The organism is Mesorhizobium sp. P3_A9 (assembly GCF_056402975.1).
The window spans coordinates 1-11,196 of sequence record NZ_JBFUGJ010000196.1 but is presented as its reverse complement, the minus strand read 5'-3'; the positions used below and the strand labels follow the sequence as shown (position 1 = coordinate 11,196).

The window sequence follows — 11,196 nt, the reverse complement described above, 5'->3', positions numbered from 1 at the left end:
ACACGAAGCCGTCGACGTTCCCCTCCATAGATTGGCGAAAGCTGCTCCATGCGGATCACGCCGTGGCTGATCGAATGCAAGTTGAGATCATCATGCTCGGCAGTGAGGTCATCCAGTAGAAGCACAGTGACGTTGTTTAGGAGAAAGAAGCTCTTCAACGCCAAGACCTGCCGCCGGTAGCGCAACGATCCTTGTGACAGAAGGCGGATCTCCGACAAGGAGTCGAACACGACCCGATCCGGTTTGATACGCTCGATTTCGGCAAGCGCGGACTGCACCGTCTCACCCAATTCCAGATCGGAGGAGTGCACCAAGGTCTGAAGCTGCGACGGGTCGAGACTTAGCTCTGGCGGCACCAGTTCGAGTATTTCGATACCCTCGAGTGAAAAGCCGTGCCGGTCAGCTACGGATCGCAGTTCTCGCTTACTTTCGGAGAGGGTTATATAAAGACATTTCTCGCCGGTCTCCGCGCCATGGATCAGGAACTGGAGACCGAGGGTTGTTTTGCCTGAACCCGGCCTGCCCTCGACGAGATGTGAACGGAATTTCGCGTACCCGCCGCGCAGGACATAATCGAGGCCGCTAACGCCGGATGGTATAGGTGAAGCGTCATCCTGGTCCACGTTGCCTCGCTCATGCATTTCGTGAACAGCCTAACGGATGGCGATTTCAATGGTTCCGCTTCGCACGGCAAAACGAGGCCGTGTTTCAAGCGCTGTCCAAAGCAGGCTTGCGCTGATTGCCGGACGCGGTGGCGATCGATGGAGCCACCCCCGCCTTGCTTCCCCTGCCAGACGCGAGTCCTGCAGACCTTCGTCAAGAATGAAAAGCAGTATGAGGGGCTGCCCGCGTCGACTGCGGACGAAAGTGTCCGATTGTTCAAAATGCGTAGGTCGTTGCGGTACAGGACGATGATGGGTCGGCCGTCATTCGCGTCTGTCGCTTGTCGGAGCGCCAATCAGCGTTGTACCGTCGCAAATGCTTATTAAGGAATCCGTTGCCGTTACATCATAGTTTAATGACGGCCGATAGCGACGCTGCCAAAATGATCAGGTTGGCGGAGCCCTCTTTGGGCTTCGCTGCTTGGGAGCGACCATCGCACCCTCTCGTCTTTGGAGGCGTCTGATGCATAACCGACCAGTGCGCTCTTACGGCGAAGCATTTTATCCCAACGACCTCGACGCACTAAAAGCCGTTTTTGACTGCCTGTGTGTTGAATTTCATGTGCTTCCCGACACCTCACACGCGCAAGAAATCGCTGCGGAACTCATTAGGCTTTTCCAGACCGGCATGGCTGATGACGATATGTTGAAGATTGCGATGCGCGCCCGCTGGAATAATTACTGCAAGGTAGCTGGTTAGGACCTTTGGCTCCTATCTCTGTCACAATCTGGCGGCGGTACGGATTTTAGCGCAACATTCGCAAGCATTTTGGCATCAGGTCGCTATGTCCGCTTTTTGCGTTGCCCACATTTTTAGCGGACGATCTGCTGTCGGCCCCATTTCGGTAGTTCACTACCAAGGAGTTCCTGACGACCTGCGGCTACATCGGCGATATCTTGACGCCTGTAATTAGTCGCGTTCATCGTCCTTAGGTTCGCCAGACCATACGAGAGAATACGAAGGAAACGGCTTGGCGAACCATCCGCTAACGTATTGATTTTGTGTAGAAAATGCTGACCCTCCGGGCCCACCAACTTATTACAAATCAGTAGCTTACGCATAATTCTTTGAGTTTGAATTGAGCGTTGTCGGGTAAGCCTGTGCCTTTTGGGTGAAATGGTTTTGGGCCCGTTCGTCAATTTCCTCCGTCTCGTTGATGGCACCCGTCACACGTAGCCCAACAACTCCGGCTTCGAAAGACCTTCCAGCGATGCATGCGGTGATCGGCGGCTTGAGCGTGCAAATTGGACGGGTTCTGATAAGAAAAGACCAGCTAGATCAATGACGTAGCTGGATTGAAAACAATCGAGTGGGAGTAGGGGAAGCGGCGCGATAGCATCGATTGTCAGGCATCTTTTTTCAGTGCACGTCCAGGCCCACCATTTGATCCGCTGTCCGGCCCGCAGACATGGCTAATAGAACCTTTGAGGCGCGCGGCGCACGACGGGGATTGCCGAGACCCGCGCGGCAATCCCATGGTGGCTCAGGAGCGGCTGTTCATCCGCTCGAACAAGGCTTCGCCCAGCTGGCGTGTTTGGGCAGAGATACCGACAAGCACCTCGTCCTTGTCCGCTTCGAGCTGCGCAAGCGCTTCCGTGGCGAATTCTTCCGAACTGACCATCATACGGTTGGCTGTCCCTTCACTGCGCGTGTTGCCACCAAGACCGGTATCGACAATCGGTGGGGCTATCTCCACCACCCGGATTCCTGTCGATTTCAACTGATGGCGCAGGCTCAGCGTGAAGGAGTGAATCGCGGCCTTGGTGGCGCAATAAACCGGCACATCCGCCATCGGCGAGAAGGCCAGCCCCGAGCTGACGTTGATGATATGAGCGTGCTCCTGCTGCCTGAGGGTGGACAGCAGGTCGGCGATCAGGTGGATAGGCGCTGTGAGGTTGATAGCCACTTCCTGATCGAGAGTGGCGATCTCCGGATCATGGTTGAAGTCGCGCCGGTGCTGAACGCCGGCATTGTTGATGACGACATTGAGGGTTGGATGGCTCGCTTTCAGCCAATCGGCCATCGACCGGCGACTTGCGGTATCGGCGATATCGCAGATGCGGGTGACTAGCGCCGGCGCTTCTTCTTTCGCTTTGCGAAGAGCGGCTTCGTTCCTACCGCAGATTATAACCTGATTGCCTTTTTCGGAAAAGCGTCGCGCGAGCGCAAAACCGATACCGGTTGCGCCGCCGGTGATAAGAATTGTATTTCCTGTGAGCTTCAATGTCGTGGGTCCTTCTAATGAATTGAGGAGGTGCACCGACGATGACTTAGGCCTATCAGCGGACAAACCTTTACGACCGGCGAGCCGGTGTAGGTGTTGCTATCCGTTGAGGCTGGGACCCGGCTGCGCCGGGTTCTTAGCCAGAACTCCTGGTCAAATGCTCCCAGTTTTCGTGGGCAAGCTTCGCCTTGTCGGCGTTGTCGAGCGTCAGATCTTCCACGAATCTCCGTGCGTCGCTTCCTGGGCGATACTGGTAGGGATAGTCCGTCGAAAACAGGATGCGGTCGGGGCCGACGGCGCCGATCGCCTGCTGCAGATATGCCGGACTGAACATTCCGCTGGCGGTCAGATAGAGATTGTTGCGGACATACTCGACAAACGGCCGCTGCAACCCCGACACCCGATCGAGCATTGCGAGCCGCTCGAGATAAAAGATCACCATTTCGCCCCAGTGGCCAAGGATCATCTGAAGGTTGGGATGGCGGTCGAATACCCCGGCCAGGACGACGCGGACGAACTGAATGCCGGCCTCGTAGTGCCATCCAAGACCAAAGGTCGAGAGGGCAAGGTCAACCGGTGCGCCGAACCCCGCATAATAGGCGTCGCGAATGCTCGTCTGCGGAATCTGGGGATGGATCAGCAGCGGGACACCCAGCTCCGCCGCGCGGGCGAATGTCGGCTCGAAGATCGCATGGTCCAGATTTTTCTCACCGATGCGGCCGTAGAGAATGGCGCCCTTGCAGCCGAGCTCGAGGACACAGCGCTCGAGTTCCTGCGCGGCTGCGTCAGGGCTTGCGGATGGCAGCACTGCCAATGCCTGGAAGCGGGATGGCTTCGAGGCCACGGTTTCAGCCAGGAGATCGTTGACCCGGCGAGCCAGATCGGCGGCGTGATTCCCAAGGTTGTTGAGGCCGGGCGTCGTCAGGGAGAGGACCTGCACGTCGACACCTGTTTCGTCCATCAGCGCGAGGCGCTGCTCGCCAAGATCAGCGAGGCGATTGCCGAGGATCCCGGGATTGAGCCCGAGTGTTCCGTCATCGGCGCCGGCAATGGTGTTCCACGCATGCTGCACCTCTTCGGGAAGTACATGCTCTTCGATCGCGATGATCTTCATCTCTGCTCCTTCCTCCTGCTGCACTCCGGCGCCTCAGATCGACAGCTATTCGTCGCGCCCAAGATCAATGGCCCGGATATTGTCGCTCAGGACTTTGCGGTCAGCTGACCGACGACTGCCTCGCCGACGCCGTGCGCGGACGCCGGGTTCTGGCCGGTGATCAGGCGGCCGTCGACCACAACCTTCTCCGTCCAGTTCGGGGCCGGCTGGTGCAGCGCACCCCGCTCCTTGAGAGTGGTCGCGAGCAGATAAGGCACGACTTTCGTGTACTTGACCTCCGCCTCCTCCTCGTCGGTAAAGGCGGCGACCTTCTTGYCGGCTACGAGATAGCTGCCGTCCGAAAGCGTCGCGTTCACCAGGGCTGCCGGGCCATGGCAAACTGCGGACACGATGCCGCCTGCTTCGTAGATCTCGCGGATGACGCGCTGGACAGCCGCATTGTCAGCAAAGTCCCACATCGTCCCGTGGCCGCCGGCGAAGAAAACCGCCGAATAGCGTGACGGGTCGAGTTCGCCAAGGATCAGCGAGTGGGCGAGCGCGTCACGGAATTCCTGGTCGTGCCAGAAGCGGTCGTTGACCGGATCCTTGAGGTCGAAGAAGTCGATCGGTGGATGCCCGCCCCGGATCGAGGCGATCTCGGCCGGGATGCCGGCTTCGCGGAACACCGCAAGCGGATGCGTGAGCTCGACCATGGCGAAGCCTGTCGGCTCGCCGCTGTCGCCGCGGATCGGGTGACTGGTGACGACGCAAAGAATGGGCTTGATATTGTCTGGCATTGTCATGTTCCTCGTGATTTGAGTGAGGCCATGTCGATGACGAAGCGATACTTTACGTCGCTCTTCAACATGCGCTCATAGGCTTCATTGATCTGTTGGATCGCAATGATCTCGACATCCGAGACGATGCCGTGCTGACCGCAGAAATCGAGCATCTGCTGGGTCTCGGCGATGCCGCCGATGAACGATCCCGAGATCGCCCTGCGGCCGCGCACAACGCCGCCGGCGTTCACCGGCGTGCCAAGCGGCCCCATATAGCCAATCAGGACAAGCACGCCTTCCAGCGCAAGCGTCGGCATGTATGGGTTGACGTCGTGGTCGTAGGGGACTGTGTCGATGATCACGTCGAATTGGYCGGCGACGGCCGCCATCTGGGCCGGATCGCTCGACAGCACCACATGATCGGCGCCGAGGCGGAAAGCGTCCTCATCCTTGCCGGTTGACCGGGTGAACAGCGTGACGTCGGCGCCGAGCGCCTTGGCGAGCTTCAGCGCCATGTGGCCGAGGCCGCCAAGACCGATCACGGCGACCTTGCTGCCTTCATGGACATTCCAGCGGTGGAGCGGCGACCAGGTGGTAATGCCGGCGCATAGGAGCGGCGCGGCCCCGGCCGGATCGAGTCCATCGGGCAGAGCGAGAACAAACCTCTCCGACACCAAGATCATGTCGGAATAGCCGCCATAGGTTGGGCTGCCATCGTGCCTGTCGATGCTGGCATAGGTAAAGGTCGCGCCTTCGGCGCAGTCCTGCTCCCATCCATTGAGGCAGGGTTTGCAGTGCTGGCAGGAGTCGACCATGCAGCCGACGCCGACCATGTCACCCGCCTTGAAGCGGCTGACTTTCTCGCCGACCTGTCGAACCCTTCCGATGATCTCGTGGCCGGGAACGATGGGATAACTCGTGAAGCCAAAGTGATTGCGGACCAAATGCAGGTCCGTATGGCAGACCCCACAATAGACGATGTCGATCACGACATCGTCGGGCCGCGCAGCGCGCCGCTCGAAGGCGAAAGGCTCAAGAGCCCCGGTGGCCGATGGTGCGGAATAGCCCAGCACATTCATTGTCCGTATTCCTTGTCGATCCAGACGGGATTGAAGCGCTTGACGAAAGCTGCTGCGCCCGCCGATCGCGGCGGGCGCGAAGTGCTCCGTGATTTTGCGCAGTCTCAGGCATTTCCGGATGCGAACAGCGTTTCCCAATTGAGGAAAGGGCCAAGCGGGATAACATCCCAGTCGATGAGCCCGGCCTTGGCCAGCGGGAACTCGCTCAGAGCCTCTTTGGCGGCATCGATCGAGTCGCATTCGGCGATGATGGCCACGCCCGGACGGTCCTGGCGGAAATAGATGTCGCGCACGATACCGCTCTTGTAAGCCTGCCAGGTATGGCGGACTTCGTCCGTCATATGCGGTTGATACCGTTCCATGGTGGCGCCGGGTTGGGGAATGTCGAGGCAAAGCAGTTTCATGATGAGGCTCCTGGGTTGAGAAAAATGCGGATCAAGCAGGCTGAAGTCGGCGCACGGTCTGGGCAACGCGCCGACCCAAATAGGCTTCCAGCTCCAGATGGCTGTTGCCGGCCGCAATAATGCGGTGCATGACCGCGACCGTTCAAAATCGTTGGCGTGTTTTTGTACTTAGCGTAGAATGAACGTTGGCGGTGGCGACAGTTCTTCCCGTTTTTGGTTCCCGCCGTTCTACAATGCTCATACCCTTCCTGGGACCAGTCGCTAGATGCGTAATCGATTTGACGGCGTGCCGGTATTCGTCGAGGTGGTTGAAGCTGGTGGGTTTGCCAAGGCTGCCGAACGGCTTGCACTCACTCGCTCTGCTGTCGGAAAGTCCATCGCACGGTTGGAAGAACGGCTCGGTGTTCGCCTTTTTCACCGGACCACCCGCACGCAAAATCTGACGGAGGACGGCCAGCAATATTACGAGCGGTGCCTGCGTGCGATGGAGGAACTGCGGGCTGGCGAGTCCCTTCTCGAATCGGGAAGACGCGACGTCGTGGGAAGGCTGCGCGTTTCCATGCCGGTGTTGTTTGGCCGCTATTGTGTAGCGCCTGTTCTTCTCGCTTTCGCCCGCGAGCACCCTCGGCTCGAACTCGATCTGAGCTTCAGCGACAGGCAGGTCGATCTGATTGCCGATGGCGTGGACCTCGCGGTTCGCAACGGTGTCTTGGGCAACGGTGCTGGATTGCAAGCGCGGCGCATCACCAGCCAACGCAAGGTCCTCTGTGCCGCTCCCGCGTATCTGGCCGCCAAGGGTGCTCCCGATGAAATTACGGATCTGGCAGCCCATGACACGTTGCTCTATTGGCGCGCCGATCACGGACAAGCCTGGCAACTCCCAGACGCTAGCGGCAAACTAATCGACATCTCGGTCACGTCGCGGCTTCGGTTCGATGACCTCGAGGCCATCGCTAACGCCGCCGTCGACGGTATGGGTCTGGCCTGGGTTCCCCACTGGCTCATCCGCGATGAATTGCTTGCCGGCTCTCTCGTTGCATTGTGGGCCAATCGTCCAAGCGCATCGATGGAGTGCTACGCTGTCTGGCCGGCCACTCAATATTTGCCGCTGCGCTCACGACTGGCAATCGATGCCCTCGTCTCCGAGTTGCCGAAACGCGTGGAGGCTTGAGGCCGTAGCTTGCCGTCTGTCCGATCACGCTCTGAGCCAGAATTACAAAAGCGGCATCGCGGTCGCCGCCGCGATGCTCTGCGCGAACCTGCCCGACATTCCCTCGTAGGCAGTGTTCGTCATCGAGACGACGCTTCTCTTCCTGGCGAAATCGATACCCCACCAATTGCCATATGTTCCGCCCCAGGAAACCGATCCTTTGCTCCATTTGCTACCGGTGGACGCGGGGTCGATCAGGGCAGCGCCCAGCCAGGAAAAGCCCCACCCCGGGCCCATCGCCTGAGCCTCCGCGCCGACTCTGGGGGTCCTCGCCGCTTCACGCAGATCATCGCCCAGGAAAGCGCCGGTGCGGTAAGCCTCAAGCAGGGTCAGCACGTCGCGCGCGCGGCCAGCCATGCCCGCGCCGCCCGAGGGCCAGGCGGACGCGTCGCGAATGCGCTCCGGATCGAAGCGAACGCCGGGACCTTCAATGTAACGCTGCGGCACCTCGACACCGGTGGTCATCCGCACGGGCGCCGATGCGCCATTGTGGTAGGGGACCGCAATATCCTCTTGGGGCCAATGAAACGCCGCACCCAATTGTAACGGCTTGGCGACCAGGGCGCTGATTGCGCCGTCAAGGGTCGTGCCGGTGACGGCCTCAATCACGCCGCCCAGAACGTCCGTCGCAATGGAGTAGCGCCAGCCCTCGCCGGGAATGCGATCCAACGGCACGCTAGCGATACGGGCGAGATTTGCTTCGAGTGAGCCCCGGCTCTCCTCAAGACCATCCGACACCCCGGCACGGGCATAGGGTCCATCGGCGGGTTGCTGGTTGCGGTAGTCCAGCCCGGCCGTATGCGCCATCAACTGACCGATCCTGATGTCGGCTATCGAGCCATCGGCGAGACGAGGCGTAAACTCCGGCAGATACTTCGTCACCCTGTCTTCGGGCGACAGACGTCCGGCCTCCATCAATTTCAACGCAGCCATGGTCGTGAAGGCTTTCGTGACGGAAGCGAAGCGGAAAGGCGTCTCGATCTGCATCTGTCTGCCTGTCTCACGGTCAGCAAAGCCTGCCGCCCGCTCGTAAACGATCTTGCCATCTTGGGCGACGAGCACGACGCCACCAGCGATGCGGCCCTCTGCCAGTGCGTCCTCGATCGCAACATCGATCGCGTTTGCGAGGCTGTCCGGCCATGCCCTTAGGGCCAAATCTTCGGTCATATTTTTAACTCCAGGTTTGAAAGATGCTCCCTAGATGGCTCCGCTTGATTGTGAAGTCGAGTTGGGTCATGCTTCAAGAGCCTTGAAGCAGGACTTAATGATGGCGCTCGATCTTTTCTCGCTGCTGCCGATCTTCCGGATGGTCGCCACGACCAATGGCTTCACAGCCGCTTCCGGCCCGTTGGGGATAACGCCGTCAGCGGTGTCGCAGAAGATTCGCCAGATCGAGTCCCTTGTGGGGGTCCGGCTTTTCGAGCGCACAAGCCGTAGTGTCCGGCTGACCGAGGCGGGCCGCCTCCTGCTTGAAAACACGGACCGAGCGTTCAGCGACATCGCGGACGCACTCGACCGGGTTCGGACGGTTGGGAAGCGGCCGGCAGGAAATTTGCGGATCAACCTGTCGCGGCTGGCGGCTCAGGTCTGCATCTTGCCGCGACTGGTCGCCTTCGTCCGGCACTACCCGGACATCACAATCGAACTCGCAACCGACGATCGATTGTCCGATATCGTAGCTGGTGGCTTCGACGCCGGAATCCGTTTTCAAGATACACTGGAGATGGATATGATCGCTCGATCCATTGGTCCACCTCTTCGCCGCTCAGTGCTGGCCTCGCGCTCCTACCTGGAAGCTTTTGGCACCCCGCAGCATCCTAATGATCTGGGAAGCCACGAGGTTATCCGTTACAGGTTTCCTGGGAGCCAGCGACTGGAGCCGTTGACCTTCAACGTCAACGATCAGGTTTTTCGTCTCGATCCGCCACCGCGACTGGTGTTCGACGACAATCACCATTTCGATTTTGCCGTTCGCTCGGGCCTGGGTCTCGCCCAACTCTACAGAGCGACGGAAATACCTGCCATCGAGGCAGGTGAACTGGTTGAGCTTTTGACAGGATTCGAGCCAGGTCCTGTCCAGTTCAAGCTTTATTATCCCACACGCAATCAGCCGCCAAAACTCCGAGCATTCATCGATTGGTTTTGCGGTTAGGTCCATTCATTGCACAAGCCGCCGCTGCGGTCACGACTGGCAATCGATGCTCTGGTCTCCGAGTTGCCGAAACGCGTTGAGGCTTAAGGCCGCAAACCTTATGATCGCGATAATCACGCGCAGAGGCGCACCTGGCTTTGCGACGCTGGCCGGTAGGCGCCGCCACACAAGGAAGGAATGGAATGATAAAGGGCACAGGAGGCGCTCCACTCCCGTCCCGTGGGGAAATGCAAAATCTCTATGTGCAGATAGCGGAGCTCGAAATCGATCCYGCCCGGTTCGAGGACTATAAAGCTGCGGTCGAGGAGCAGATTGCGACGGCGGTCAGCGAAGAGGCGGGAGTCCTTGTGTTGTATGCCGTGGCCGAAAGCGAAAATCCCTCCCACGTGAGAGTTTTCGAAATCTATCGCGATACAGATGCATACCGGTCGCATTTGGAATCCGCTCATTTCAAGAAGTACAAGGCCGCGACGGTGAAGATGGTCAAGTCGCTCAAGCTCATCCAAGCAACGCCTGTCGTGCTCGGTGCAAAAAATTTGAATGCACTCGACATGGAACGACCGCTGGCGGAGCGGTGACGGTACTTTTCGAGACGGCTAGGGAGCGTTGTCGAACGCAGTGAAGGCGTTCCTTCAACTTTAAGGCAGTCTCGGAGCCATACGGAACGATACGGGAAGATTTCTGATTTTGGCCCACGAAAAACTCAACAAAATCAACGATTTTAATATGCCCTCCGGGCCCACCATGACCATTGAATTTATTGATGGACGCCCATAGCCATCGCAAGCCGGGACGCAATTCCGACCAAGACTTCGGAAGCTTCACCCGGTCCCCTCTGGGTTCGTCGTACTTCTTCATCCGCTCGGTCCTCCTGGCGCCGACCATAGCCAATCATCAGAAAGGAACATCCATGGAACCGCGACTTTGCGCGGGCGCTTGCGCTCGTCAACGAGATGACTAGCCGACTGGTCGTGGTAGCCCTATAGCGGGATCGACGTACTTATCCTGCGGGGCGCTGTAATTGGACGTGGGTGTCCGATATTTTGTCATATTTTGTGATTTGCACGACATCGCCGACGGGGCTCTGATATGTGCAGGCCTTTCTGGCTTCAGGCACGTGGCGAAAAGGGCGAGGGGTGTGAAAGGTGGCCAAGCATGGCCAATACGAACACCATTGTCTTGAGCGGCGACTATGGCTACCGCCAATATAAAATATCCGGTCTGCCCGCCGACACCATAATCGATGCCACCAGCGCCTCGTGGATCGTCGCCAATCAGGGAAGCCCCACCAACCTCTATCCCTTCGCGGTCGTCAACCCCGGCGACAACCTCGTGGCTTTGGGCGGCACGATCAACGGCACGGTCTCCCAAACCGGCGACTGGGAGAATATTTACGTCAACTCCGCCGCAGTCCGTGTGAATTCAGCCCACAGCTTTGTGATCGACGAATGGACAATCACCCAGCCTTGGGATGGCATCCGTGTCGGCGGCACTGGCACCTTCCTCATCGAAGATAGCTATGTCGGCTACTCACGAGACGACGCGGTCGAGGACGACGACGTTATCGGCGGCACGATCCGGGATTCCTTATT

Annotated in this window: 11 protein-coding genes and 1 pseudogene; 5 read left to right on the top strand and 7 right to left on the bottom strand. The window is 58.9% G+C overall.

Annotation, left to right across the window (positions count from 1 at the left end; genetic code table 11):
- Positions 1 to 641, bottom strand: a 641-nt coding sequence (locus AC1DX0_RS22940) for an ATPase domain-containing protein (protein ID WP_477356941.1), incomplete at its 3' end; no start/stop codon positions are given.
- A gap of 484 nt (positions 642 to 1,125) precedes the next feature.
- On the opposite strand from AC1DX0_RS22940, the gene AC1DX0_RS22935 reads away from it, so the two are divergent.
- A complete protein-coding gene (locus tag AC1DX0_RS22935; RefSeq protein WP_477223834.1) occupies positions 1,126 to 1,362 on the top strand; it encodes a hypothetical protein in 237 nt (78 codons plus the stop codon).
- Between the two features lie 784 nt (positions 1,363 to 2,146).
- Here the strand turns inward: AC1DX0_RS22935 and AC1DX0_RS22930 are convergent.
- From AC1DX0_RS22930 to AC1DX0_RS22910, 5 genes are all read right to left on the bottom strand, one after another.
- Positions 2,147 to 2,887, bottom strand: coding sequence for an SDR family oxidoreductase (locus tag AC1DX0_RS22930; RefSeq protein WP_477223835.1), 741 nt, complete (start codon positions 2,885 to 2,887; stop codon positions 2,147 to 2,149).
- A gap of 136 nt (positions 2,888 to 3,023) precedes the next feature.
- The gene (locus AC1DX0_RS22925) at positions 3,024 to 4,001 is read right to left on the bottom strand and encodes an amidohydrolase family protein (RefSeq protein ID WP_477223836.1); all 978 of its coding nucleotides are present in this window, start codon (positions 3,999 to 4,001) and stop codon (positions 3,024 to 3,026) included.
- Positions 4,002 to 4,087: 86 nt separating this feature from the next.
- Positions 4,088 to 4,777, bottom strand: coding sequence for a type 1 glutamine amidotransferase domain-containing protein (locus tag AC1DX0_RS22920; RefSeq protein WP_477356939.1), 690 nt, complete (start codon positions 4,775 to 4,777; stop codon positions 4,088 to 4,090).
- 2 nt (positions 4,778 to 4,779) lie between these two features.
- On the bottom strand, positions 4,780 to 5,838 hold the full coding sequence (locus AC1DX0_RS22915; RefSeq protein ID WP_477356937.1) for an NAD(P)-dependent alcohol dehydrogenase: 1,059 nt from the start codon (positions 5,836 to 5,838) through the stop codon (positions 4,780 to 4,782).
- A gap of 104 nt (positions 5,839 to 5,942) precedes the next feature.
- Positions 5,943 to 6,242: a superoxide dismutase gene (locus AC1DX0_RS22910; RefSeq protein WP_477223839.1), complete on the bottom strand. Its 300-nt coding sequence runs from the start codon at positions 6,240 to 6,242 to the stop codon at positions 5,943 to 5,945.
- A 265-nt stretch (positions 6,243 to 6,507) separates the two neighbouring features.
- On the opposite strand from AC1DX0_RS22910, the gene AC1DX0_RS22905 reads away from it, so the two are divergent.
- Entirely contained in the window at positions 6,508 to 7,413 is a 906-nt protein-coding gene (locus tag AC1DX0_RS22905) for a LysR family transcriptional regulator (protein WP_477223840.1), read from the top strand.
- A gap of 42 nt (positions 7,414 to 7,455) precedes the next feature.
- Here AC1DX0_RS22905 and AC1DX0_RS22900 read toward each other — a convergent pair whose 3' ends face one another.
- Positions 7,456 to 8,619, bottom strand: a complete 1,164-nt coding sequence (locus AC1DX0_RS22900; RefSeq protein WP_477223841.1) for a serine hydrolase domain-containing protein — start codon at positions 8,617 to 8,619, stop codon at positions 7,456 to 7,458.
- Between the two features lie 100 nt (positions 8,620 to 8,719).
- On the opposite strand from AC1DX0_RS22900, the gene AC1DX0_RS22895 reads away from it, so the two are divergent.
- From AC1DX0_RS22895 to AC1DX0_RS22885, 3 genes and pseudogenes are all read left to right on the top strand, one after another.
- A complete protein-coding gene (locus AC1DX0_RS22895) occupies positions 8,720 to 9,604 on the top strand; it encodes a LysR substrate-binding domain-containing protein (protein WP_477223842.1) in 885 nt (294 codons plus the stop codon).
- A 227-nt stretch (positions 9,605 to 9,831) separates the two neighbouring features.
- Complete coding sequence (locus AC1DX0_RS22890) at positions 9,832 to 10,182, top strand: putative quinol monooxygenase (protein ID WP_477223843.1); 351 nt, start codon at positions 9,832 to 9,834, stop codon at positions 10,180 to 10,182.
- 577 nt (positions 10,183 to 10,759) lie between these two features.
- Positions 10,760 to 11,196: pseudogene (locus tag AC1DX0_RS22885) on the top strand (hypothetical protein); the annotation flags it as partial.

What these genes read in the sequence shown, in the direction of transcription:
- AC1DX0_RS22925 (WP_477223836.1), bottom strand. Translation starts at nt 4,001, where the DNA reads ATGAAGATCATCGCGATCGAAGAGCATGTACTTCCCGAAGAGGTGCAG.
- AC1DX0_RS22935 (WP_477223834.1), top strand. Translation starts at nt 1,126, where the DNA reads ATGCATAACCGACCAGTGCGCTCTTACGGCGAAGCATTTTATCCCAAC.
- AC1DX0_RS22910 (WP_477223839.1), bottom strand. Translation starts at nt 6,242, where the DNA reads ATGAAACTGCTTTGCCTCGACATTCCCCAACCCGGCGCCACCATGGAA.
- AC1DX0_RS22905 (WP_477223840.1), top strand. Translation starts at nt 6,508, where the DNA reads ATGCGTAATCGATTTGACGGCGTGCCGGTATTCGTCGAGGTGGTTGAA.
- AC1DX0_RS22900 (WP_477223841.1), bottom strand. Translation starts at nt 8,619, where the DNA reads ATGACCGAAGATTTGGCCCTAAGGGCATGGCCGGACAGCCTCGCAAAC.
- AC1DX0_RS22895 (WP_477223842.1), top strand. Translation starts at nt 8,720, where the DNA reads ATGGCGCTCGATCTTTTCTCGCTGCTGCCGATCTTCCGGATGGTCGCC.